This is a genomic window from Paenibacillus sp. HW567, from assembly GCF_000374185.1.
GTDB lineage: Bacteria > Bacillota > Bacilli > Paenibacillales > Paenibacillaceae > Paenibacillus_AQ.
Window position 1 is genome coordinate 2029878 of sequence record NZ_KB910518.1, and the last position, 24733, is coordinate 2054610.

Sequence of the window (24733 nt, forward strand, 5' to 3'; positions counted from 1 at the left end):
AAATTAACTCTATCCATTAGATCCGTGATCTGCAGAAGGTGTTGCTTTGCGGAGGATAACAAGTCCATAAATAAATAAGGGCAGAAAGATTAGAATTGAGATTATGGAGTTACTGACAGTCATAGTTAGGTAGGTTTTGTTCAGACCACCCCCAACCGCAATTTCTTGAAAGCTGCCAAAGATATCAAATACACCATGAGCAAGCATTGCCGGAAATATGCTCTTGTTCCTGATCACACAGGCTGCAAAAAACACTCCAATAAATATTCCATAAGTCATTTGTGTAAAGGTAGCAAGCAATGAAGAATGATGAAGGAAATAATGGATGATATGCGCGGAACCAAACAATACACTGGATATGATCACCGCAGCATAACATCCTCTTCGGGTTGCCCCCCATTTACGCAGCATTACAGATAATACAGCACCTCGGCACAGCACCTCTTCAAATAATCCCGTGGATAGATAAGTTAAGATGAACAGTATAATTACGACTGGTTTTGAGGTATCTATAACAATATTGCCAAATATAAAATCTGACCCGTTAAGTAGCGTGTACATGACTATAGGCCAGTAAATCCACAATCCCTTCCAGTTCGGACGGGCAAATCCTGCGCTCTTGAATAACCCCCACCGTTTCAGAACCCATATTATTGCAAAACTAACCAGTACCTGCTCAATGATGCCTGTTGCATATTCACTGGATTGCTGACCTAACAAAGACACAAACAAAGGATCTAAAGGTATGAACGTAAAGGCAACCGATACAACGATCAAAATAATAGAAAACATTACAGGCCGACCAAAAGCATAAGTTTTTAACTTTTCCATCTAAAGCTCCCCTTTGTAATAAAACTGGATACGACTCCATAAGTGTAGGCGAAAATATCCGCTGTGATTTAACTAATTACTTAAGGAAATCTAACGGAAATCTTACGATTGGAGCGGGAGAACGCGAAAGAGTAGTGGTTTCTTTTTTATGGTAAAATTAGAGAATGAATGCTTAATCGCATCGCTGAAGTGGAAGGATGAGAACGTGCAAACTGATAATGGAAGATATATAAACGTCGGAAATCATGAGTTATTTTGCATAAGCGAAGGGGGAAATGAGCGGTATCTTCCCGTAGTTTTTGAGCATGGCTGTGGTTCATCTGCCTTGTTATGGTCCCTTGTTGCTCCTGAAATTGCCAAGATTACGAAAGTAATCGTGTATGACCGTGCAGGTTATGGATGGAGTGAAATAGGACCGTTTCCACGGACCAATGAGCGATGTATATCAGAGCTATATAAGCTACTACAAAAAGAAGGCAACGAGGGACCTTATATTCTTGTTGGTCATTCGTATGGCGGTCTAAATGTAAGAAGGTTTGCCCAAAAATACCCTGAGCTTGTGGCAGGAATAATCCTTGTTGATTCCATGCATGAAGATGAAATGACTGCGCGCTTCCCGGAGGAACATATTAAAGATCAACTATTTGCGGTTAAATACTTTTGGTTGTTAAATGTACTATCCAAAATTGGCATACTAAAGATAATGTCAGTTTTAAAAATATTTCCTGGTCGCAAAAACCATTAGACCCTTTTCGCAGCACACTCAGGACCTTTTATGGAAAATTTCTTTTCAAAAAAAGTCTATTGCCACTACATATAACGAGTTCTCAAATGTTCAGAAAGGATATAGTAAAGTGAGGGACTTGAGAGTAAAAGATATTCCATTAATAGTTTTAAAGTCTGGAATCATTAACGAATTTTATCCTGGGACTTCAGAAGAAACAAAGAGAATAATAAGAGAGAGGCGGGCATAACATACACATCGAGAACCCGCAGATTGTTATTGATTCGATAGTTGAAGTACTCAGAGCAACAGAAAAACAACCCGATCCAGTAAACCAAACACTATAGCAGATCAGGTTAAATCACTATGCATTAAAGTGAGTGAATTAAAGCTCAGTTGAAAGGCCATCCTTTGTGGGATGGCCTTTCTCGATATCACTCCGTTCTTGACAAAGCAATTTCAATTGCTAGACAAGCGGCTTGGATATTAACTTGTCAGCCCTTCGCACAAGGTCCACAGTTTGTTGCCCGCTCCATCATCAAATTTGGTGTGAAGCGGTACAATCTGCTTCTTATCATCGAAGAACACGCCGTTTGTGCGCTCTATTTCTTTTGCAGATGCCAGATAAACCCCGATTTCGCATTCTGCTTTGACTAGTGCGTTCATGAGAGGTGCAGCGGCCCTCAAATACCAAGGCGCGTTCCTCGCGAGATTGGATTTCACAAACCCCGGATAAAATGCGTTGGAGGTCACTCCCGTTCCTGCCAGACGTTGTGCCAATTCGAAAGCAAATAACGTCCTGGCGAACAGAGACTGGTTGGCGGCACGCATCATGCTGTACTGGTGCTCCATTTGAATATCATCGAAGTTAATGACGGGATGCTTGAAAAATCTGGGGTTACCCGACACTGTGATGACGCGTGCAGGTCCGCTCTCCTGGAGGATGTCGAGCAGCCGGTTAGTCAGCAGATAATGGCTAAGCACATTGACCGCGAACGTACGATCAATCCCCTCAGACGTCAATTCCTTCTTGAAATAGACTGCACCACAAGCATTAATAAGCACATGCAATTGATCGTACTTCCGCTTGAACACGTCGCTGACTTCCCGGACTGATGACTGCAGGGAAAGGTCCGCCGCCACCCAATCTCCCTTGCTGTTGCCTGTGGCTTCCGAAATATCCTTTAATGCAGCTTGCCCGCGCTCCGCACTTCTGCTGATGATTACGACCTTGGCGCCGAGATTGGCTAGTCCCGTTGCGATGGCTTTTCCTACTCCGGAGGTTCCCCCTGAAATTAAAAACACCCTGTTTTCAATAGCCGTACGTGTTTCGTTCATCGGCTCTCCTCCCTGTATGCGACAGCAAAAACTTTGGCGAAGTCTACGAGCTTAACTTTGCCTTGGTGGTAGTCGGAGGCGCGGAGACTGGCGTAAAATTCATCGGGGCGCTCACCGGCACGGCTCATTTGGGCGAAGCGGTTAGCGGTGTCTTCGTGGAAGCCTGCTTGTATCATATGTTCAACGAGGGCTTCGAAAGGGATCTGCTGGTATTTGGCCCCGATCCCATTCTCGGCAAGAGCCTTAAGCCAGTCGTTGCCTGTGGCCCAGTCGCTGACGACGAATTTCGCGCTTTTGCCCGCTGGGGTGTGATCAATCAGGGCGTAAGCAACGTCGGCAATATCAACGGGGCTGACCCAACCGTGCGCGATATTAGCCGAAACTGGACTAAAGACGGTTTGCATTGTTTTGAGGCTCTGCATGTCGGCAAAGAGATTGCTGTAAAAGCCGACAGGACGAATATGGGCAACGTTCACGCCTTCAAGCGAGTTAAGCGCGTCTTCTGCAATATGATAGATGTACAGGATGCCGGCGTTAGGGTTGTCGGCGCCGACTGAGCTGAGGTTGACTACGTTTTTCACACCTGAATTTTGGACGGCGGTCTTATAATTTTCAGAGAGTTCGATTGCGCTCTGCCACATGTCGATGCCGGAGGCTGGATTGATACCTGAAATCATGAGATAAACAACGTCGCTGCCTGTGAAAGCCTGGGTAAGAAAGTCGACGTCCCGGTTGGAGCCGACTGCTGCTTTGGCCCCGAGCGCTTCGATATCGGCGATACGATCACTAGAGCTTGTGATGACCGTGACGTCGTGTCCGTCAGCGATGAGGCGTGGAAGGTAGTAACGATTAATATTGCCAAGTGAGCCGAGTAGGGTGATTTTCATTGTGCATTCTCCTTCTTTTTGATAAAATAGTGTCACAAACTGACATTTGAGAACATTGTATACCCGCTGGTTTTTTATTGTCAAGAAAAAATGTCAGAAACTGACCTTTATGATTTTATTCCATAAATAACATAAATAGGAATGATAATAAATGAAAAGTAAAGAAAAATTACAGGCGGCAGCCACCAAATTATTTATGGAAAAAGGCTATGAAAACACGACTGTGCAGGAGATTGCGAGTCTTGCGGGTGTGACGGAGCGAACCTTTTTCCGGCAGTTCAAGGATAAGTCGGACGTGCTTTTTGACACGAACAATGAGCTGGGGCGGGAGGTAGCGGCTTTTATCACGGACAATTTTGACGTTGGGAAAAAACCGCTGAAGCTTGCGGTTGAAGGCTTTGTTTCGATTTCCGGGTTTTTCGATGGCTCGCGGGAGAGAGTGCTGGCGCGGAATCAAATAATTCTAAGCAACCCTGATCTGCAGGAACGGGAGCTGTTGAAGGGGCAGGTGCTCATTGCGTCTGTCACTAACTCCTTATCTGCCACATCTGATAGCGATCTGTCGGAGCTGGCCGCGCGATTTGCGGTTGAAATTTTTCACATGGCATTTAATAAATGGATTAAAAGCGCTGACAAAAGCTTTGCGGAGCAACTGCTGATTGTGTATGAGTTGTATGAGAACTCGTTTTGTTGCGTGGATTGAAATACGAATAATTTCGTCGTCATTTAGGGTAAGGTTCACGTTCACGACATTTATGGGCATTTTCAATAGAAAAACAGTGTTTTTTTACAACCCATCTGGAGTTGTGGCGCGTTAGCCTTTATAATATGACGAGTATACTGTAAAAAAGGAAAAGGTGTTAAATTCATGAGCATATTAAATGTAGAACGGCTGAGTCACGGGTTTGGAGACCGGGCGATATTCAGCGATGTATCCTTCCGCCTTTTGAAGGGCGAGCATATTGGTCTGATCGGCGCCAACGGTGAAGGGAAGTCTACCTTCATGAACATTATCACAGGCAAGCTCCAGCCGGACGAAGGTAAGGTCGAATGGGCGAAACGCATGCGGGCCGGTTATCTGGACCAGCACGCGGTGCTGACGAAAGGGTTATCCATTCGCGATGTTCTGCGCGGGGCCTTTCAATATCTGTTCGATATGGAACAAGAGATGAACGACATGTATGGCAAAATGGGCGACGTGTCTCCTGAGGAACTGGAGCAGCTTCTTGAGGATGTCGGAACGATTCAGGACACACTGACCAGCCAGGATTTTTATATGATCGACGCCAAAATCGACGAAACCGCCCGCGGGCTGGGACTGACGGACATCGGTCTGGACAAGGATGTTCATGATCTCAGCGGCGGACAGCGGACCAAGGTGCTGCTGGCTAAGCTGCTGCTGGAGAAGCCGGACATTCTGCTGCTTGACGAGCCTACGAACTATCTTGACGAGCAGCACATCGTATGGCTGAGACGGTATTTGCAGGAATACGAAAATGCCTTCATTCTGATCTCGCATGACATTCCGTTCCTGAACAGCGTCATCAACCTGATCTACCATATGGAGAATCAGTCGCTGACGCGTTATGTGGGGGATTACGACTATTTCCAGCAGGTGTACGAGGCGAAGAAGCTGCAGCTTGAGTCTGCCTTTAAACGCCAGCAGCAGGAAATCGCGGATCTTAAGGACTTCGTTGCCCGGAACAAGGCCAGCGTGGCTACGCGGAATATGGCGATGTCCCGGCAGAAGAAGCTGGACAAGATGGACGTTATCGAGCTCGCGAGGGAAAAACCGAAGCCGCAGTTCAACTTCAAGGATGCGCGCACGTCCGGCAAGCTGATCTTCGAAACCAAGGACCTCGTGATCGGCTACGATTCACCGTTGTCGAGACCTCTGGACCTGCAAATGGAACGTGGGCAGAAGATCGCTCTCGTCGGCGCGAACGGGATCGGGAAAACGACGCTGCTGCGCAGCATTCTCGGCCAAATCCCTGCCATTTCCGGTTCGGCCAGACTCGGTGACCTGCTGGAAATCGGCTATTTCGAGCAGGAAATCAAGGGAACGAACTACAATACCTGTATTGAAGAGATTTGGACCGAGTTCCCGTCCTATACCCAGTTTGAAATCCGGGCGGCACTTGCAAAATGCGGTCTGACCACACAGCATATCGAGAGCAAGGTCGCGGTCTTAAGCGGGGGAGAGAAAGCCAAGGTCCGCTTGTGCAAGCTGATCAACCGCGAGACAAATCTGCTCGTACTGGATGAACCGACGAACCATCTCGATGTGGATGCAAAGGACGAATTGCAGCGCGCGCTCAAAGCGTATAAGGGCAGCATTTTGCTGATTTCCCATGAACCTGAATTTTACCGCGATATTGTGACGGAAACGTGGAATTGCGAATCGTGGACGACAAAAGTATTCTAATTGGCCCGCAATAATGCTGGTCTGCACGGTGACCCGTAAGCTGGAAGCTTTGAGAAAAGCGACCCTCTTACGGGTCATTTTTCTTGCCGCTCCGCATGAAATGCACTAATTGTTGGGGTGCCCCGCCCGCTGGCCGCTATGCTATAGTAGACGTCGAAAGATAGGCCGAAATCAAGTGCGGCCAGATATAAAGTGAAGGATACAGGGTGAGCGTATGGAAATACATAATCAGGTAACGTCTGTGAAGCAGTCCAAAAGGAGCGCGGTCAATATCATTATTGACGGCATCTCCGGAATTTTCCTCCCCATTGTCAATATTCTGAGTGCGGCGGGCATTATGAAAGGGTTATTGGCCGGCGCGGCGGCACTGGGGCTGATCAGTAAAACGGAAGGCACGTATACTGTGCTGAACGCGATGGCGGACAGTCTGTTCTACTATCTTCCTGTTCTTCTGGCGTATACAGCCGCCCGGAAATTCAAGGCTAATCCATTTACCGCCGTTGTGATCGCCGGGGTGCTCTTGTACCCGAGTCTGACCAATCTATTTGCAGAACATGTGACAATCCGATATCTCGGCATGGGCATTACTTCCGTCAACTATCCGGCGAGTGCTATTCCAATCATTCTCGCAGTAGGCTTGCTGGTCTATGTCGAACGAATCTGCATCAAAGTGTTGCCCGAGATTATTCGTGAATTCTTTACACCGTTGATCTCAATTATCGTAGTATCGTCTGTGACGCTGCTGGTGTTCGGGCCGCTGGGCACACTTGCCGGGGATGCGCTCGCTCAAGGTTACCGCTTTGTGTATAATCTTAGCTCTGTAGGAGCGGGCATGGTAATAGGCGCAATTATTCAGCCGATGGTCATCTTCGGTTTGCACTGGAGTCTGGTGCCGCTGGCGATCAACAACATCACGCTGAATGGTTCGGATACCCTCTTGGCTCTAATGGGCCCGGCCTCTTTCGCACAGGCGGGAGCAGCGCTTGCGGTATTCATCAAAGCTAAAGATAAGAAGTTCAAAACCTTGAGCTTGTCCGCCTCCATTTCGGCCCTGTTCGGAGTCACCGAGCCCGCGATGTTCGGGGTGAACCTGCCCTTGCGCAAGCCGATGATCGCCGTCTGCTGCGCCGGAGCCATCGGCGGGGGAATGGCCGGGATGTTCGGCTCGTCCGCGATCTCTTTCGCTTTTGCGGGACTGGCGACCTTGCCCGCTTACCTGGGAGAGGGGTTCGGCGGCTTCCTGATCGCTTGCACGACTAGCTTCCTGATCGCTCTGATTGCGACACTGCTCATGCGTCTGGAGCCTGGACCTGGAGTGGAGGCAAGCGCAGAGTAAGGGGAAGAAGTGTGAAGGCGTTGAATCAAAAAAGGTTGGAGCAGGGGAACCCCTGCTCCAACCTTGTACCCCTTACGGCTCAATCCCCCATACAAGCTGCCCGTTCATATACCCGGTAACCTGTTCATTGTTAGCGAACTGACTGCCGGATGCCTTGAACGAGTAATCGTCTGCCTGGTTGTAATTGGACCAGTTGTTTTTGGAGAAACGTGCTTGAATTTCTGCGCTCTGGCCGGGATTAAGCGCTCCAGCGGAGCTCGTAAAGCCGACTTCCAGATAATAATCGGCCCCGGCAACCGGAGACGCCAGTTTTACGAATGTGCTGGTTACATTTGCACTTCCGATACTGGCCCAGTCGGACCAGAAGCTCTGTGCGTTGTCCCCGTCAATCGTATAATAATAACGGAGCTTGACATCACTTAGCTGAATCGCTGTATTTCCGGAGTTGACGATTTTGAATTTGGGTGAAATTCCGTTGGTGGAGGCACTTGTGTTGCCGTTAAAGGCTTGGACCGTCAAATTTCCCGCAGGTACATGAACACTGCTGTCCGCCACATTTATTGCTAGAGCAGCATTATTTCCTCCGCTGAAATGAAAGGTTATCGCATTCTGGCCCAGCGGCAGCGTGGAGAGATAGGATTTCTTCAGAACGGCAGCCGTGCCGGATACCGTATAATCCTGGCCCGATACAAGAGTATAATTTCCATTACTTATGCTTGCAAGCTGGTGCCCGTTTAAGACAAGGGATACGGAAATATCCTGCTGCAGATTCGCCGCTTTATCAAATGCCGCATTCACAGGCGAAATTGCTGCACCCGGAGTTGAATCGACAATTTTGACTTTTAATACGGGATCTTGTCCTTTATTAAAATCAAAGACGATCGAATGCTCGCCAACCGGCAGCCCGGCCAGGAATGATTTTGTCAGCAGCAGCGTACTTCCGCTCAAGGTATAATCCTGATTTACTATCAATGTACTGGTGCCTGCCCGGAGAGCGGTTAACGTATTGCCGTTAGCATTGATGGTTACACTCTTGTCGCTTTGATTCGGCGCATACTTGTCAAACTCAACGTTTGCAGGTGTGATGGACGCGCTTGGGGTGGGGTTTGTAACGGTTAAATCGGGCAGCTCATCCAGCGTGATTACGTAATTACTCTGATACAGCGTTTTCAAGGTAGCCGGATAATTAAAAGCGTTACTCATAAGATGCTCGCCATACCAAGGCAGGAAATAGAGCCAGCCCGCTTTTTCCTCGGTCAAATTCTGTACGCTTGGAACGGTGTCGTTCTCCGTCATGGCTACCATTTTCTTGCCGCCGGTTAAATCAACAAGCTTATAGAATATTGGCGTAATGGCATCCTCATTGGGTACGCCGGACAATCCGTCATTGCGGTTGTAGATCGTATTGTATTTATCGTAGCCGACAATATCGACCTTATCGCTGCCGGGATACCATGCAGGAGAAGTGCTGTACACGTAGCTGTTATAGGTCCAGATCAAATTGTGCAAGCCGTACGTCTTCGTAAGCTCGGTATAGAGCTGATCCCATAGCTTCTTGTACACCTCCGCGCCTGCCGAAGCCCACCAGAACCACGCGCCTTCCCCTTTCAATCCGCCGTTGCCTTCTGCCTCATGATAGGGACGGAAAATTACCGGCACATTGTTATTCTGCAGAATCTGCAGTTGTTCTGCCATATCTTTAATAGCCAACATTACGTATTGATATTCTTTCGTACCGGGAACCACCGCATTCGCTGTATTGAAATTGGTCTCTGTCGGCTTGTAGGTAGCGTTCTTCCAATCCACAGATTGCCCGAGCTGATAGGTGGTGAAATTCCGGGGCACATTAATGTGCCAGGAAGTTGTTGCGATCCCTTTCCGGTTTTTTACCCAATCTATCATCCGGGCGGTTGTGTTGTCCTCCCAGCCGTAGAGCGGATTATAGTTCATAAGATCGAAGCCGCGGATTGCCGGATATTTTCCGGTTAAATTGTGAATCCAATCAAACTCCAGTTCTGAATTGCCGTCATTTCCGCCGCCGTAAATTTCCTGTTGGCCGGAGAGAATATGGTTGCCGTATACCTGCGTTAAATAATTCATCAAAGCCTGAGTTTCCGGGGTGGCTTGAGAATCAGTGAGGACAGGCTGGACAATCAAGGGATCTAGAGCGGCATGATCCACAGTAAAGCTGTCAAAATAAGCGAATCCCCAACCGGCCTTCAGCTCGATGGTATTGCTTCCCTGGTTCAGCTTTTGATAGCCAAAATCGAAATTTGACCACTTGGTCGTGTAAGGCAGCATATACGAACCCCTGTTAGTGCCGTTAACGGATAAATATTGAAGTCTGCCGTCAGCACTGAGCTCTTGCATATACCGGGTGGAGATCGTATACATGCCGGTTTCCGGGACAGTCACTTTGAAGGTTATTGTGCCGGAATTCTGCATCCAGACAAATCCGCTCCCGGAGTATCCGGGCTTAGGTTGTCCGTAAATTTGAGTCACCACTTGAAGATCGGAGGTGAGCTGAGCGTTTTCGCTCTCAATCGTGAACAGTGCAGTGTCTGCATGAGCGGGGGCTGTGATCACTAATCCGAGCAGCAGAGAAAATGAAAGCATCATTGCGCTTGCCTTTTGGAGCAATTTTTTCATGTTCATCTTCCTTTCGATATGAAATTTGATGAATAACTTATCAATCTATCGAATCATGATGGCGCTTTCATAGTTAACATAGCATATGTATCAAATTATGTAAATATATGGTGTCTAAAAATTCTGTGCTTCGTTTTTTGTATATTGGTGGGAGCTGGAAAGAAGGAGTCTAAAAAGCGGGTGTCGAAGCATCTACAACGGAAGAAGAATTCTTGTATCTACTATCCTTGGAGTATTCTGCAATGAATAACAAATCTATGTTGGTTGGAGGATTCAGCCTATGGGAGAGAAGAAAGTTGGAGCAAGCGATTATCTTGCATTAGGTTTATATGCTTTTGCAGGATTCGGTCTTGAGGTTGTACTGTCGATGCTATTGCCTTCTATACTCGGTGTTGAAAGCTCAGAGTATACCCTCATCCATCATTGTATACACTGGGTGCTTACATGCATTTTGTGGGGAAGTATGGCACTATTTTTGATAAGGCTTTCAAGGAAGAAATACTCTTTTGATATTATGAAGTTAAACGAAGCTCCTGACTCTAAAGGATGGTTCCTTGCGGCTCTGATTTCTGTTATAGCAATTGCAGCGACCACCATTGTATGGGGAGGCTTTAAACCAGTTGAAGAATACAAGGGTATCGTTAGATTCATTTTTCAGAATATCTATTACTTGTTTGAAGCGGCCTTGATTCTGCTAACGATTGCTTTTGGACAAAAAATTGGTGACACGCTCATTAAAAAAGGCGGGCTGCCGTATGGAGGGATCTTTCTTGCACTCACCTGGGGGCTCATCCATATTCTGCTCCAGGGAGGTCAAACCGGTGTCTATGCTTTCTTCATGTCCATTCTATACGGGCTGGTATACATATTGTTAAAAAAGAATATCCGGTATTCATATATGATGACCGCTATTATATTTATTTTATAAGCCCCCTTGAGGGGGAGCCGAGTAAGTAGTGCGGTTGGCGAATGTGTCAAAAGGTTCCAAGCAGAAGTTATTCTGCCGGGAGCCTTTTTTGTAGTATAAACGTGAAAAAAACACAAAGGGCACGCAAATTGTTAAAAAAGCACAAAAAACTTCATAACTCTTTTATACTTTCGCGCAAACATTTTTAAGACTTGATTTGCATAATGAAGGTAGAAAAATATGGAGGAAACTATTGTGGGAGATATTGTTATTTTTACAGACAGGTCAAGGAACATTGATTTTGCAGAAATATTTCAATTCCAATCCATTGTTTTTATGGAGGAGCCCTACACAGAAGAGCTTTTTTCTTCTGTACTTTGCGGTATTGTCGATTATGCTCAGCCCGAACAGGCCATTGCGGCCTCCAATTTCATCCGTGTTACGCTGCCGCAGCTTCCCCTGCTCGTCATTACCGATATGCGGGCTGTCATGAATGACAGCCACCTCATCCGCATCCGGGGAGTGGGCAGGACCAGTCTGCTGCATTGGAAGGAGAATTCCAGGGACAGGCTGCTGGCGGAAATCAAAAGGCTCCTTTACCCGGAGTATCCTCTGGAAACGCCGCATATCGCTTTTATTCTATCTGTGTATAACGAGGAACAGCGCTTTAAGCATGTGCGCCGATTTTGTGAACGTCTGCAAACGTATATCCGGCTGCATGTGGTTGAAGGGTCCATTTACTTAATCGACGACGGCAGCGAGGACGGGACTGCAGATCTGCTGGAGGGGATGGAGCAGCAGACAAGTCTGACTGACAACCGGATTCACGGAAATGTCATTCCGCTGATGAACACCCGGAAATTGGGGAGGAATACCCATAAAGCCGGTACATATCTTGAAGGCATGCGCGCGATTGAAGCGGATTATTACGTGTTTGTGGACGCAGACGATTCTTTTTTTATCGAGGATATTGCCCGGATGATCAATATTGTCAAGCTGGGCTATTATGACATCATTATCGGCACCAAAGACAACTCGGCTGTAAACCGCCCGCTGTTGCGGTTTTGGATGAGTCTGGGCAAGCGGCTTGTGTCCAAGCCCTTTTTACCGGAAGGGGTTGTTGACTCGCAGACCGGGCTGAAGGTGATCAGTGCGGTGGCTGTAAGGCAACTATTTCCCCATTTAAAAGAAAAACTCGGTTTGGCTGTCGATCTGGAAATGATGTTTATCGCCAAAAAGCTCAAGCTCCGCGTGTTCCAGCTTCCTGTTGCCTGCATTGACCGCGACGGTTCGCATATTGATGTCTGGAGAGACTCGTTCGGCTTTGTGCGCTCTCTTGTGAACATCTGGCGGCTTGACCGGCGAATCAGGTAGGCCGGGAATGTCAGGGATGCTGCGACAATGGCGGGTGCTCGTCTTTCCGTTCTTTAATGTGCTGCTGAACGGGTTCAATTTCTTCTTTCATATTAGTGCAAGCTGGTATTTGACAGAACAACAATACGGGCAGGCCAACGCACTGCTGGCTTTGTTCGCGCTGCTGTCCGTGCTCGGCTTGTCCGTACAACTGATGGCTGCCAAGCTCGTTTCACAAAATAAACCGGGTGCCGGCTTACCGGGGGGAGCCTTTCTTCCGTCTCTGACGGCGCTGCTTGCGGCTGGTACGTTTGTAGCGCTGGCGGTCTTACATCCGCTGCTCGGCCATGCGCTTGCAGTGGGCCGCGGGCCATTGTTCCTCCTGTATGCTGTCGTATCGCTGCACATTATAGTCAGCTTGTTCCGGGGGATCATGCAGGGGAAGGAGCGGCTGCAGGCGCTTAACATCAATTTTTACCTTGAGGCGGCGGGCAAGCTGGCTGTCTTTTTCAGTTTTGTCCCGCATGGGCTGCAACTGTGGCAGCTCATGCTTGCACTTGGCGCTGGTATGCTGCTCTCCCTTGCCCACGGGTTGGTGATGGAGTGGGGAAGCCTGCGGGGCGGACAGGGACAAGCTGCTCTGAAGCATGACCGTCCGTGGAAGCCTCTCAGCCGGGAGTGGGGAAATACACTTCTTATGAATGTGTTCGTCCTGTTCTTCACTTCGGTTGACATGCTGGCTGTGCAGCATTATGCGGCAGAGGACGCTGGTATTTATGCGATTGCATTAAAATACAGCCAGCTCGTCTATTTCGTATCCTTTAGCGTCATCGCTGTACTTATCCCCAAGATTGGTGCTCAAGCCGGGAATTTGCCGGCCTTGCGGACAATTCTGCTCTGGTTTGGAGGGTTTATGGCTGTCTGCGCGGGTATGGTCTATGCCGGGGCCGCCTGGCTGTTCCCGCTTTCCCTGCCGCTGCTGTTCGGTCCCGCCTATGTGGAGGCGGCGCGTTATCTTCCGCTCGGCGGCGCGGTATATTGGTTATTTTCGGTAGTCCTGTTCTTTGTGCACGTGCATGTGCTGACGGGGCGCAGGCGCTTTATGCTGTGGATGGCGGCAGGTGCGGCGGCGCTGGTGCTGTCGTTTGGCCTCTGGCACCGTACGCCGGATGAGCTGCTGCTGGCGCAGGTTGTCATATACGGGCTGTTTGCGGCCGGTTTTATTACTGATGCTGTTATTGGATTCAGACGAATAAAGGAGAGAGCTTTATATGAGAACATTGCACGCTAATTCTGGTGAAACCGTCATTCTGCTGCTATCCTGGAGGGACGTGTTCTCCCCGAATGGCGGCGGGGCAGAAGTGTTTACGCATGAAATGCTGAAACGCTCGGCCAAGGGCCGGTTCCGCTTTATTCATTTCTCTCCGCGTTTTGCCGGGTCGAGATTGCAGGAGGAAGCAGATGGGGTCACTTACCTGCGGGCGGGCAACAGGCTCAGCGTGATTATTCATGCGATGCGCTATTACTGGCGGAACCGTAAGCAGATTGATTTTGTCGTCAATCAGTGTAATACCCATCAGTTTTTTACCCGGTTATGGGTACCGGAGTCCAAGCGGATCTTCTTTATCCACCAGTTGACCCGGGAGATCTGGTTTCACAATTTGCGCCTGCCGTTTGGGGGGCTCGGGTATGTGCTGGAGCCGCTATTGCTCCGTCTGGCCAGAAGGGACTGGACAATTACGGTATCTGCATCCACCCGTAATGATCTGCTGCGCCTGGGCTTCCATCCGGACCGGGTACAGGTTATACCGGAAGGGATCGAGTTTGAGCACTGGCCCGAGGACCGGTTCCCCGACAAAGAGCCGCGGCCGACGTTTCTGTATGTCGGGCGGTTTGTGAAATACAAGGGCATCGCTCTGGCAATCCGTGCTTTCGGAGAATTTAAACGAAACCATCCTGATGCCGTATTGTGGATTGCCGGGAAGACTGACAAAACGTATGTACATAAGGAATTGCTGCCCGTTATGCAGCAGTATGGCCTGCGGAGCGCGGAATGGGACGGGAGTGCCGAAGGGGAGCGGGAAGGGCCACAGTTGGCGGACGTTCTCTTCTGCGGTTTTGTGACGCAGGACAAGAAGCTGGAGCTGATGAGCCGTGCCCATGCGCTCGTCTTTCCTTCGCAGCGCGAGGGCTGGGGGCTGACCGTCACAGAGGCGGCGGCGGTAGGCACACCGAGCATCGTGAGCAACACGGCAGGGTTGATGGATGCCACGGATTTCGGCCAATGCGGTTACTTGGCGGTTCATGGAGACGTGCTGGGGCTGGCTGCACAAATGCAGCGGGCGGTGGGGAACACCGCCGAGTACGCCGCTATACGCCGCCGGGCGCACCAGTTTTCTCTGCACTATCATTTCAACAATACGGGAGCCGCGTTCAGTACGTGGATAGACCAGTTGAGACAGGAGAACGGGAGGAGGCAGCAGCATGAAGAAAGCAGCGGTTATATTCACCACGTACAATAATGCTTCATCTGCGGAAGCGTGTCTGGAGAGCTGTATGCGGCAAAAGTACGCCGGCTTGCACATTGTGATTGGAGATGACGGCTCCACTGATGATACAGTTGCCAGACTTAAAGGCAAGCTTTCTGCTTGTCCGTACCCGGTTTCGCTGCTGGAGCTGCCTCACGGGGAACGGGGCATTGCACGGGTGAAAGCGGTGGAGGCCGCGGAGCAGGCGGGCAGCGAATATATCCTTGTGATTGATTCCGATATGATTATGGACGATCATCTGGTGCAGAGCGTCATTGAGTATTTCGAGGCTCATCCGGAAGTGGGGGCGCTTGTCATTCCCGAAGAAGCATATACCGATGCTGACAATTTTATCTCCAGAGTCAAGGTGTTTGAACGAAATGTCATTAACAACGGTGGGGAAATCCTCGGGAAACGCTCAATCGAGGCGGCGCGGTTCTGGCGGATGGAGGCCTATCGCTCCACCGGCGGCTTCAAAGCGCAGCAAATCTCGTTTGAAGAAATTCAACCCACGCTGCGTTATGTTGAGCGAGGAGGGATTATCCGCCGCGCAACATTCGCAAGTGTGTATCATGATGAGAAAAAAGTGCTGCTGCGGGAGCTGCTGCGCAAAAAAGCCTATTACTTTTCAGTGATGGACCGAACGCTGCGTTCGGAGAGCGGAGGCTTCCGCAAAGCACTGGAGCGCTGGTATTTGTTCCGCCCGGTACTGTATACGCGGTCTAACATGAAGCGGTATGTCCGGCATCCGCTGCTGGCGGCAGGGATGTTCTTCATGTACGGCTGCCTGAGCTTTGTCGGGGCCGCAGCCCTGCTGCGCTCCTACATTGGCCGGGAGGGCTACCAGCGGAAGCGGAACGGAAAGCCGGATGTGGAATAACAACAGATAAGGATGCGTTTGTCTTGAAACAAAGGATTTGGATATACCGTTACGATCTTTCTGCCATCGGTGCGATCATTGTGCTTGTGCTGTTATATATTCTTCCTCTTTACGGAAAGGGACAGATTGTGTTCAGCGATCTGGACTTTGGCGGCACATCACAGCGTTATATGGAGGAAATTGCCGGTGTCTGGAACGAACGATGGTCGACCTCAACCTTGCTCAACGCACCCCGGCTGCTCTATATACTTCCCTTTTACCTGCTGTCGCTTGCCAGCGGGGACAGTGGCCCGGTTCTGCTGAAGTCGTTCATCACCTGCGTGCTGCTTGTATCGGCACTTTCGATGTATCTTTTCACTAAACGGCTGGTCAGCGTCTATTTTTCCAGACATTTTACGTTTGTCCGCATTATCGCCTTGCTCCCGGGCGCGTTGTTCTATGCCCTGAACCCTTGGGTGATCTTCCGTATTCAACATGTATATTTACTGTGCGGGTACAGCCTGTTCCCGCTTGTGCTGATGTTTTTCCTGAACGCCTTCGACCCGAAGTTTCAAATGCAGCGGATTCCGAACTACAATTTCCACCGATTGTACCGCGCCAATGTGGTCGATCTGTTTCTGCTGGCCGCTGTATTTACCGTCAGTGCGGCCGCCATTCATTATTTTTTTTATGGTCTCCTCTATCTGGCTATGCTCACCATTTTGCTGTTGATCAAACTGAGCTGGATTCACAGGAAAAGCGGCCGGGCAGATCTTGGAGCGCTGTACCGGAATTTTTTGCTCAAAGGCGCTATTTTTGGCCTGTTTTTCGGACTGCTCAGCTTTTACTGGCTGTCACTGTACTTTGGCAGCATCCTGATGGGGGCGCAGGTGTCCCAGCACAACATCAATGTGGTGGACACGCTGACGCTGTTCAGCAGAAACAGCAGTCCCGTCAATGTTCTTTATATGATCAGCTATTGGTGGCCGATGTTCCCATTGTCCTCCTTACCGCTGTCCTTTTACATCTGCGGCGGTGTGCTGCTGGCTCTGATTGGCTGGGCTATGCTAAGCTGTTCGCTCCGGTATTCCCTGATTCTGATGTTTACGCTGCTGACGGTATTGTTCACCGTTATAGCTACGGGAGTGAACATACCTTTATTTGCGGGCCTGTTCGTGCAGCTTGTGACCAAGACGCCGGTGATCGGCTCCATCTTCCGTGATCCGAACAAAATCGTCGGCCTCATCGCTGTCAACTTCAGCGTGCTGCTGTCGTTTGGCCTGCTTCAGGCACTGGATCGGCTCAAACGCCCTTTCTTCGGGCGTGTGTTCAAACCGGCAGCAGTGCTGGCTGTGGTCTGCTGCCTGTGGGTATATGCCCAGCCGCTGCGAGACACATTCATCAATGGTTACTATAAACCGGTCAAGGTGCCGGACGAATACAGCCAATTAGCCGCGAAGCTGCCGGACTCCACGCAACCGGAAGATAAGGTGCTCTATTTCCCGGTCGCTGACAATATGGTCCAAAGCAGCAATGGCGTAGCCACACCTGTGTGGAACAAGGGAGATACCTGGATGGAGAAAGCGACCGGAGATTTCCAGGTGTACTCCTCGCCGGCAAATACGCTGTTCCATCATGAAGGCAATGAGCCGAGCATCACCTACTATATTAACTTCCTCCAATATTTGCTGGATAACGGGTTCAGCTCCAAATTGGGGAAGCTGTTTGTTCCGTTCGGCATCAATCAGCTTGTCTACCATCATGAATATACCGGACAGGAGATGCGGCAGGCATTCAATGTACAATTGCTGGATGCGCAGCAGGGACTTAAGAATACCTATAGCAACCCCTATTTCACCCTGTACCAGTTGGCGGACAAGCTGCCCTACATGTCTGTTATCCCGCACAAGGTGGTTACTCCGTATGGCTTCGGCCGCATGGAAGGCTACAGCCACCAGCCCGGCTTTGAATTTTCCAAGTACGGTGTGCTTTTTCAGGGACTGAATCCTGCGCTGCCTCTAGTGCAGACCGTCAACGAAGGCGATTATGTGGAGGCGGCTTCCTTTAATGATCTGCTGCTGTCGCAGCTTCCGGCAGATCATTACCTGTATCCGTTCGACGCCATTGAGGACGGCAATCCTTTTTTGAAATGGTCCAAGACGTTGCTGTCCAACAATGACTGGCTGTGGTATCTGGCCTCCCGCAATATTCATAACTATGCGTTTGATATGGATCTGAATGCCGGTACGGCTGTGACCTTCGCAACGAGTAAGCTGGATGTTCCCGCCTATATGTTGGATCGGATCACAGGAAGCACCGTTCTCGATTTCAATAAAGTGCTGCAGACGGATGCATTTTTTACTCCCGACAACCCGGAGCTGTTCAGTGTGCAGGCGGCTCCCCGCGGGCTGGACAACACCCTGCCGGTGTTGCACGGGGAAATTGTGGAGGGGAAGCCGGACAACATTTGGCAGGTCGCCAAATCGGGCTTGATGGAGACGAAGGAGAGCAACCCCTATCAATTTTCGATTACGGCCTCAGGCCGCGGAACCAATAAGCTGCATTTCAAGGTCCGCTTTTACAACGCAAGCATGGAGGAGTTAGACATTAGCTATGTGGTGGCTCCGACAACAGAAAACAATTTTGACGGGGCCCGCTTCTACGGGGAATTTGTAACACCGCCAGAGACGAAGTGGATGCGGATTGATTTGCTGACCCAGCAGCGGCCGGAGCAGAAAAGCTACTGGTGGATTCACGACATGAAGCTGGTTGATCTTGGGGCATACAAGAAGCCCAATACCTTCGTTATGCATAAGACCGTAGCCAAGCGGCAATTGGCGCAGGTGTATGCGCGGGTGTTCGTCAATCGCTCGGGAGGAACCATCCGTGTAGCGTTTCCTGATGGAACAGTGGATGTTCCCACACAGGATGCCAGTCTCAATCAGTTTCAATGGGTGGATCTGGGACAGCATTTGCTGCCAAAAGGGGAGGTGGACATCTCTGTAACTAACTTAAAAGGCTTCAATGCGGTTAACGTCCTGGCAATTGTTCCTGAGGAAGAACGCGAGGGACTGGCTCTTCCCGTCAGGCAGGCGGTTGACCGCGGAAAGCTCTTCATGCTTCTGGAAGCTGAGAACGACTTTGCCGGTTCAGGGAATGTGCAGAGCGAGCGGGCTTACCCGGAGCTGAGTATGGGACGCGGGATTAGCTACCAGGACGGAGAACTGCGCAGATCCGTGGAAATTTTGAAAACTGGAGATTATTCAGCAGCGCTGCTTGCCAATATACCAGCCGCGTATCCCGGGATGCTGACGGTAACCTTCACTAACAAGGCGACAGGGGCTGTTGTGAAGAGAAGCATTCGGAGCGGTCCAAGCCAAAGCGGACATTCAGACACAGACAAGGTCATTGAAACCGACAATCTTCAGGACATTTTTGCCAAAAAACTCATTTCGCTGCCCACGGTGTTGTTAGATTACACCCGTAAGGAAATCGGAGACATGTATTTGACCAAAGGCAGCTATACCTTGTCGATCACGTTCAAGAGCGCTGTCCCGTCGCTAAGCTCGGTTAAGGATTTTCACCTTCTGGATTCGAAGGAAGTGAAGCTTGCCGCCGCAACGGAGGATTCCGGGCAGACCCCCTCCCAGGGAAATCCCAAGATCAGCCTGGGCACATCGGAGATGCGGCAGTCGGAGGGCCAGCTTGAGCTTCGGTACTCGTCAACCCTTTCTTCGAACTGGTATACTTATGCTTCTGCCAAAATGCCGGCGGCGGCGAACGAGGAATATCTGGTAAGGTTCGATGCGATATCAGAGAACGCGCCGGAGCGGCACCTCAAGGCTGTGTTCCTCAACAAGAATTCGGAAATCCTTGCAACGGCTTTTATTGACGAAATCGAAGAAAGCTACAAAAAGAAATGGAACCATTATGAGCAGATCCTCAAAGCACCGGAAGGAACTGCATTTATGCAGCTTCAGGTTCTGGCACGGGGGGATGCCAAGGCGGATGGCAGCTTCCGGATGAAAAACTATTCAGTCATCCCGTATAAGGGCATGATTATGCTCGATCAATTTTTGCTAGCTGAAGGCAACGATGCCGCCACGTTCTTCATCACTCCGCCGCAAGAGGAGAAAATGAACTTCAAACGGCAAAACGCAATGAGCCGCAGTTTTACGTTGAATAACCCGGAGCATAAGCTGCTGCTAATCAATGAAATCGAATCGCCGAATCCGTTGTGGGAGTTTGAACTGAACGGGGACAAGCAGCGGGCCCGCATCGCCGTCAACGGAGTGACAACGGGTTTTATCACCAGTGAGAGCGGAAGCGGGACAGTCGTCATCATTCTTCGCCGCCACTATTGGCTTGGCATTGGGCTGCTGGTTGTGGGTGTACTGGCCGGAGGGATGTACATGCTTCCTCTGAGCAGATCGCTCTTCAAAAACCGGAAGTTGGAGCGGTCTTTATAATGAAGCAGTCTTCATAAAACGTACTTATATCCGGCACCCCAGACCGTTCTTATGAACCGCGGATTTTTAGGGTCGGCTTCAATTTTTTTGCGCAGGCTTGCAATATGTACGTCGATGGTGCGGTCTAAGTAAGCGCGATTATTTCCCCTAATCCTGTCCAGCATTTCATTGCGCGTGAACACTTTGCCGGGATAGCTGTGCAGCAGCTTCATAATCTCAAATTCAATGTTGGTTACCTCGATTTCTTTGCCGCTGACAAACAGACTGTGTCTATACTCATTCACGGCGATCTCGTCCTGCTGCGGGGGATCGGACGGAGTGGATGGAAGCTGTGCAGCAGCAGTGGACCTGCGCAGTAGCGCCTTGATTCTGGCATCCAGCTCTTTCAGGCTGAAGGGCTTGCATAGAAAATCATCGGCTCCGTTGTTGAGCGCGCGAATCCGCTCCGACAATTGGGTATTGGCTGAAATCATCAGGATGGGTGTGGAGGAATGCATTTGGAACGCCCTGACCAGCGCGTTGCCGTCCATTTCGGGCAGCATGAGATCAATGATAATAACATCAGGCTCTAATGTGCTGAGCGTCTGCAGCGCTTCCTTGGCATGGTGGAAGCTTGTAACCTGGTATCCTTCCTCTTCAAGGAAAATAGCAATCATGTCAGCCAGGTTTTTCTCATCATCAATAAGCAGTACTTTGTTGTTCATCATGAATCCTCCTGTTCTATAAATATCGAATTTTGAAGAAATAGATTGAAAATATTACCTATAGTTAATTATATAAAATAATTTGTCATTGTCATTAAGGAGTGGGAGTATGCGGCTAATATTATTGTCAGGCGGAGCGGGCAAACGCTTATGGCCTTTATCGAGTACTCATCGTCCGAAGCAGTTTTTACCGGTCTTGCAGCATGAGGGAAGGCAGGAGAGCATGCTGCAGCGGGTATGGCGGCAAATTACAGACGCGGGGCTGGCAGAGGTGTCACTGTTCTCGGCCAGCAGCGGGCAGCGTGAGCTTATCCAAGGACAGATTGGCAAGGATGCTCCGATTGTGGAGGAACCGGAGCGCAGGGATACCTTTCCGGCCATTGCTTTGGCGGCGGCGTATTTATACAGCGAGGCCGGCTGTGATCCGGAGGAGATTGTCGGGGTTATGCCGGTGGACGGGTATACCGACGATTCTTTTTTTCAGACCTTAGGTGAACTCCCCGGTGTACTGGAGAGCCTGCACGCGGATATGGTGCTGATGGGAGTCGCTCCCGGTACACCTTCCGCCAAGTTCGGTTACATCGTTCCGCAGCAAGTCTACGAAAGAACAGGCGCCTGTTTTGTTCATTCTTTTGTGGAGAAGCCTGCGGCGGCTCAGGCACAGAAGCTGATTGAAGAGGGGGCTCTATGGAATTGCGGGGTCTTCGTGTTCCGGCTGAAGTACATACTTTCTGCGCTGCGGAGGCGGAAGCTGCCTGTGAACTATAAAGAGCTGCGGGCCATGTACAGCCGGCTCCCGCGTGTCAGCTTCGATGTAGAGATCGTGGAGCGGGCAGAGCAGATCGTAGCGGTTCCTTTTCAAGGGGACTGGAAGGATATAGGGACTTGGAATTCGCTCTCGGAGGTGATGGAGAATCAGGTGAGCGGGAACGGATATGTGAGTCCGTTGTCTGCGGATTCTCACATCATCAATGAGCTGGATATCCCTGTCAGCATATGGAATGTGCCCAACATCGTCGTGGCAGCCGGTCCTGGCGGCATTCTGGTTACGGACCGGGAAACGTCAACGGACATTAAAGAGATGGTCGCAAAAGTTGAAATGGCCTCCCGGTTTGAAGAAAGGTGGTGGGGAAGGGAAACGGTGCTGTCACGCAAGCAATCCAATGAAGGCGGCGTGGTCACAAACCGGATTGTTATTTCTGCGGGCTGTTTTCTCAGCTATCATGAGCATACCCTGCGCAAAGAGGTGTGGACCGTTATTGACGGTGCGGGCGAGGCATGCCTAAACGGTGTTACGTTCCCGGTTGAAGCGGGCTCTGTCATTATTGTAGAGTTGGGCATGAAGCACTCCATTCTGGCCTACAGTGAACTGGAAATGATAGAGTCGCGAATCGGGAAGGAACTTTCAGACCATGACATTGTTCATTATGACAATCCTTGGGGAAGGGAGGACATGGAAACCAAAGCATATATGCGATGAAAAGATATAGTGAAGCAGGGAGTTGTGATGGTGAAAATAGTGCTGGAGAGAGAGCAGAGCAACGCGCGGGAAATGGATTCCTCGGAGGTAGGCATCATTCTATGCGACCTCGGGGGAAAAATTGTGTACATAGGCAACAAGGCAGAGGAATGGTTCGCTCTGGGGGAGATGACGGGGAGAAATCTTACGGATCTAACCCAATCGCTGGAACGATATATTCAACCGGCGGCTTATACGCTAACGGAGAGTATACAAGATTTTTTACGTGGGGAAATGTCCTTTAAGCAGATTGAGTTTTCGTATGCCCGCACAGAGGAGCGGCTGTTCTCGCTGTATCTCACTCCGGTAATGAATTCCCGCAAGATGAAGAATCATGGTATTTTGCTGGAATTCAGGGCTTGCAGTGCTGAGGAGCAAATGAACAGAATGAGGATTGAACGGCTGGGTATTGTCACCCACGAAATCAGGGCTCCTCTGATGACGATGATGGGATATGTAGAAATGCTGATGCAACACGACCTCTCTGAAAAGAATAGAATGCGCTTTTTGGAGATCATTAGTGCCGAAGGCAACCGGCTGTCCAATCTGCTTGACGATTTGCTGGACATTGAGCAGATGGAGTCCTTACAGCTTACCTATCACAAGACATATGTATCGCTGGTTGAACTGGTCCAAAAGATGGCCGAACAGTGGAATTTGAAATCCTCCCATTATGTATATGCGCATTTCGAGGTGGAAGACGCCTTTGTCTACGCCGATCAGAGCAGATTAATCCAGGTCCTGTACAATCTGCTCAGCAATGCCAAGAAATACTCTCCCGGACAGAACCGTGTAGATATCCACGTAGGGGAAGACGGGCCATTTTTTTTCGTGGAGGTAAAGGATTATGGCATGGGAATACCCGAAGAATTGCATGAGAGGCTGTTTACTAAATATTACAGGGTGGAGCAGGCCGGGCAAATTCAAGGCAGAGGCTTGGGATTATATATCAGCAAACAAATAGTAGAAGACCACGAAGGCAGCCTTTCGGTAACCTCTGTACCAGAACAGGGAAGCGTGTTCCGTCTGTGTCTGCCGAAGCCGAGCCATTTGGAATGAGTGCTGCAAACCTGTAAAACTGTAAGTCTGCAAACCTGCAAGTCTGCAAACCGAATAGTAATGATTCATCCTTCATCAATGTAGGTAAGCGAGGGGCGTATTCGTATGTCAACCTGCTGCTATTGGTGGGGGCATGTCAAAAATGAAAAAAGCTTTCGTGAGTATTCACGGGAGCTTTTTTTATTGTACGCCCAGCATGGGCGTCATCTCTAGGGTGAAAGTCCCGAGCGGGGGCTGGCAAGCGCCTACCGTTAGCCAAGGGCAAGGGTGTCCACCGCGAGGTGGAATCTGAAGGAAGCCGGAGGCAAAAGCACGACCTGAGGTACACGAATCCAATTTGAGGCGGTTGCAGCCGGATGAGTCACCAATACATGACAAAATCCAAAGCTGCCAAGGGCTGCAGCCGTATACTTGGGCAGGTGCGGGCGGAAAGATGACGTTCTTATCTGGGGAGACCTGCCGGACATGCAAGGAAAAAAAACTTGTAACCGTAGTCGAGAGGCTGCGCTGAACCGTCAGGAGTCAGCAGAGGCCATAGTGCGTGCGTGGCAGCACGATCATCAGGTGGGTTAAAGTCCCGCTGAGCACCGGACTAGGGGGCTCATATCCAAACTCGGGGGTAACGCCTCGGGGGCCGGTAATTTTTTTTACCGGAGGGCAGGGCGTCTGCCGCGAGGCAGAGTCTGAAGGGCTTGAGGAGAAGTACCAGGCCGTAGTGAAACGGGGCTACCCGAACTCGCGAACCGGTCGGCCAAAGATGGGGCAAGGTCGAGTCTGCACTATGGAGACGAAGGCGTTCTAGTCCACCCATCGCACCAAGGTGTGTGCGGGCGGCATGGTACTGAAGATGACGATGTGACCCACGGAGATCTCGTCGTGTCTGAAACGAATGCACTTGCAGGACGAGTGGTTAAACAAAGTCGAAGCGGTCGCGCCGCGCCCGCCGCTTCAGAGAATGCGCGGCAGTTTCGGTAACGGGTACTATAAGGAAACCCCGAAATGTACACCGGACGCACGGCGAGAAGTCGGAGAGCCGCGTACTACTTAAGAACGGACGAACAACAGAAACGTCCGGATCAGTCACCTTGGTGTGACTGGCTTCTGTTCACTCAAAAGGTGAATTAGAAGGGGAAGGCGGCTCGCTT

General features: G+C 50.0%; 17 protein-coding genes. 12 read left to right on the forward strand and 5 right to left on the reverse strand.

From position 1 onward, the window contains the following. Positions 1-9 precede the first annotated feature (9 nt). Positions 10-831 carry a CPBP family intramembrane glutamic endopeptidase gene (locus B212_RS0109080; protein WP_019910303.1) on the reverse strand — a complete coding sequence of 274 codons (822 nt, stop codon included), beginning with the start codon at positions 829-831 and terminating at the stop codon, positions 10-12. A gap of 205 nt (positions 832-1036) precedes the next feature. Between B212_RS0109080 and B212_RS31135 the strand changes: the two genes are divergently transcribed. After that, complete coding sequence (locus tag B212_RS31135) at positions 1037-1576, forward strand: alpha/beta fold hydrolase (RefSeq protein ID WP_198015844.1); 540 nt, start codon at positions 1037-1039, stop codon at positions 1574-1576. A gap of 465 nt (positions 1577-2041) precedes the next feature. Here B212_RS31135 and B212_RS0109090 read toward each other — a convergent pair whose 3' ends face one another. After that, on the reverse strand, positions 2042-2893 hold the full coding sequence (locus B212_RS0109090; RefSeq protein WP_019910305.1) for an SDR family NAD(P)-dependent oxidoreductase: 852 nt from the start codon (positions 2891-2893) through the stop codon (positions 2042-2044). Further along, complete coding sequence (locus tag B212_RS0109095) at positions 2890-3780, reverse strand: NAD(P)H-binding protein (RefSeq protein ID WP_019910306.1); 891 nt, start codon at positions 3778-3780, stop codon at positions 2890-2892. The genes B212_RS0109090 and B212_RS0109095 overlap by 4 nt, the downstream gene beginning before the upstream one ends. A gap of 151 nt (positions 3781-3931) precedes the next feature. Here B212_RS0109095 and B212_RS0109100 point away from each other — a divergent pair, with 151 nt between their 5' ends. The 3 genes from B212_RS0109100 to B212_RS0109110 all read left to right on the forward strand — a co-directional run bounded on the left by B212_RS0109100 (position 3932) and on the right by B212_RS0109110 (position 7541). Then, positions 3932-4483 (forward strand): TetR/AcrR family transcriptional regulator, encoded by a 552-nt coding sequence (locus B212_RS0109100; RefSeq protein WP_019910309.1) that lies wholly within the window; start codon positions 3932-3934, stop codon positions 4481-4483. 165 nt (positions 4484-4648) lie between these two features. Beyond that, positions 4649-6205 carry an ABC-F family ATP-binding cassette domain-containing protein gene (locus tag B212_RS0109105; protein ID WP_019910311.1) on the forward strand — a complete coding sequence of 519 codons (1557 nt, stop codon included), beginning with the start codon at positions 4649-4651 and terminating at the stop codon, positions 6203-6205. 214 nt (positions 6206-6419) lie between these two features. Beyond that, a complete protein-coding gene (locus B212_RS0109110) occupies positions 6420-7541 on the forward strand; it encodes a PTS transporter subunit EIIC (protein WP_019910312.1) in 1122 nt (373 codons plus the stop codon). Between the two features lie 72 nt (positions 7542-7613). Here the strand turns inward: B212_RS0109110 and B212_RS0109115 are convergent, their stop codons facing one another. After that, positions 7614-10190 (reverse strand): glycosyl hydrolase, encoded by a 2577-nt coding sequence (locus B212_RS0109115; protein ID WP_019910313.1) that lies wholly within the window; start codon positions 10188-10190, stop codon positions 7614-7616. A 280-nt stretch (positions 10191-10470) separates the two neighbouring features. Between B212_RS0109115 and B212_RS0109120 the strand changes: the two genes are divergently transcribed. The 6 genes from B212_RS0109120 to B212_RS0109145 all read left to right on the forward strand — a co-directional run bounded on the left by B212_RS0109120 (position 10471) and on the right by B212_RS0109145 (position 20306). Next, on the forward strand, positions 10471-11118 hold the full coding sequence (locus B212_RS0109120; protein ID WP_019910314.1) for a hypothetical protein: 648 nt from the start codon (positions 10471-10473) through the stop codon (positions 11116-11118). Positions 11119-11337: 219 nt separating this feature from the next. Further along, positions 11338-12471, forward strand: coding sequence for a glycosyltransferase family 2 protein (locus tag B212_RS0109125; RefSeq protein ID WP_019910315.1), 1134 nt, complete (start codon positions 11338-11340; stop codon positions 12469-12471). 16 nt (positions 12472-12487) lie between these two features. Continuing rightward, positions 12488-13741 (forward strand): lipopolysaccharide biosynthesis protein, encoded by a 1254-nt coding sequence (locus tag B212_RS0109130; protein ID WP_028530708.1) that lies wholly within the window; start codon positions 12488-12490, stop codon positions 13739-13741. Continuing rightward, on the forward strand, positions 13722-14972 hold the full coding sequence (locus tag B212_RS0109135) for a glycosyltransferase family 4 protein (protein ID WP_019910317.1): 1251 nt from the start codon (positions 13722-13724) through the stop codon (positions 14970-14972). The genes B212_RS0109130 and B212_RS0109135 overlap by 20 nt, the downstream gene beginning before the upstream one ends. Beyond that, on the forward strand, positions 14935-15858 hold the full coding sequence (locus B212_RS31140) for a glycosyltransferase family 2 protein (protein WP_019910318.1): 924 nt from the start codon (positions 14935-14937) through the stop codon (positions 15856-15858). The genes B212_RS0109135 and B212_RS31140 overlap by 38 nt, the downstream gene beginning before the upstream one ends. 23 nt (positions 15859-15881) lie before the next feature. After that, positions 15882-20306, forward strand: a complete 4425-nt coding sequence (locus B212_RS0109145; protein ID WP_019910319.1) for a hypothetical protein — start codon at positions 15882-15884, stop codon at positions 20304-20306. A gap of 11 nt (positions 20307-20317) precedes the next feature. On the opposite strand, the gene B212_RS0109150 is transcribed toward B212_RS0109145, so the two are convergent. After that, a complete protein-coding gene (locus B212_RS0109150) occupies positions 20318-21010 on the reverse strand; it encodes a response regulator transcription factor (protein ID WP_019910320.1) in 693 nt (230 codons plus the stop codon). A gap of 109 nt (positions 21011-21119) precedes the next feature. Here B212_RS0109150 and B212_RS0109155 point away from each other — a divergent pair, with 109 nt between their 5' ends. Continuing rightward, the gene (locus B212_RS0109155; protein WP_028530709.1) at positions 21120-22490 is read left to right on the forward strand and encodes a sugar phosphate nucleotidyltransferase; all 1371 of its coding nucleotides are present in this window, start codon (positions 21120-21122) and stop codon (positions 22488-22490) included. Positions 22491-22517: 27 nt separating this feature from the next. After that, on the forward strand, positions 22518-23588 hold the full coding sequence (locus tag B212_RS33110; RefSeq protein WP_019910323.1) for a PAS domain-containing sensor histidine kinase: 1071 nt from the start codon (positions 22518-22520) through the stop codon (positions 23586-23588). Positions 23589-24733 lie beyond the last annotated feature (1145 nt).

Excerpts from the sequence above, each read along its gene's own strand:
- B212_RS0109080 (WP_019910303.1), bottom strand. The coding sequence starts at position 831 with ATGGAAAAGTTAAAAACTTATGCTTTTGGTCGGCCTGTAATGTTTTCT.
- B212_RS0109090 (WP_019910305.1), bottom strand. The coding sequence starts at position 2,893 with ATGAACGAAACACGTACGGCTATTGAAAACAGGGTGTTTTTAATTTCA.
- B212_RS0109095 (WP_019910306.1), bottom strand. The coding sequence starts at position 3,780 with ATGAAAATCACCCTACTCGGCTCACTTGGCAATATTAATCGTTACTAC.
- B212_RS0109100 (WP_019910309.1), top strand. The coding sequence starts at position 3,932 with ATGAAAAGTAAAGAAAAATTACAGGCGGCAGCCACCAAATTATTTATG.
- B212_RS0109105 (WP_019910311.1), top strand. The coding sequence starts at position 4,649 with ATGAGCATATTAAATGTAGAACGGCTGAGTCACGGGTTTGGAGACCGG.
- B212_RS0109110 (WP_019910312.1), top strand. The coding sequence starts at position 6,420 with ATGGAAATACATAATCAGGTAACGTCTGTGAAGCAGTCCAAAAGGAGC.
- B212_RS0109115 (WP_019910313.1), bottom strand. The coding sequence starts at position 10,190 with ATGAAAAAATTGCTCCAAAAGGCAAGCGCAATGATGCTTTCATTTTCT.
- B212_RS0109120 (WP_019910314.1), top strand. The coding sequence starts at position 10,471 with ATGGGAGAGAAGAAAGTTGGAGCAAGCGATTATCTTGCATTAGGTTTA.
- B212_RS0109125 (WP_019910315.1), top strand. The coding sequence starts at position 11,338 with ATGGAGGAAACTATTGTGGGAGATATTGTTATTTTTACAGACAGGTCA.
- B212_RS0109130 (WP_028530708.1), top strand. The coding sequence starts at position 12,488 with ATGCTGCGACAATGGCGGGTGCTCGTCTTTCCGTTCTTTAATGTGCTG.
- B212_RS0109135 (WP_019910317.1), top strand. The coding sequence starts at position 13,722 with ATGAGAACATTGCACGCTAATTCTGGTGAAACCGTCATTCTGCTGCTA.
- B212_RS31140 (WP_019910318.1), top strand. The coding sequence starts at position 14,935 with ATGAAGAAAGCAGCGGTTATATTCACCACGTACAATAATGCTTCATCT.
- B212_RS0109150 (WP_019910320.1), bottom strand. The coding sequence starts at position 21,010 with ATGAACAACAAAGTACTGCTTATTGATGATGAGAAAAACCTGGCTGAC.
- B212_RS0109155 (WP_028530709.1), top strand. The coding sequence starts at position 21,120 with ATGCGGCTAATATTATTGTCAGGCGGAGCGGGCAAACGCTTATGGCCT.
- B212_RS33110 (WP_019910323.1), top strand. The coding sequence starts at position 22,518 with ATGGTGAAAATAGTGCTGGAGAGAGAGCAGAGCAACGCGCGGGAAATG.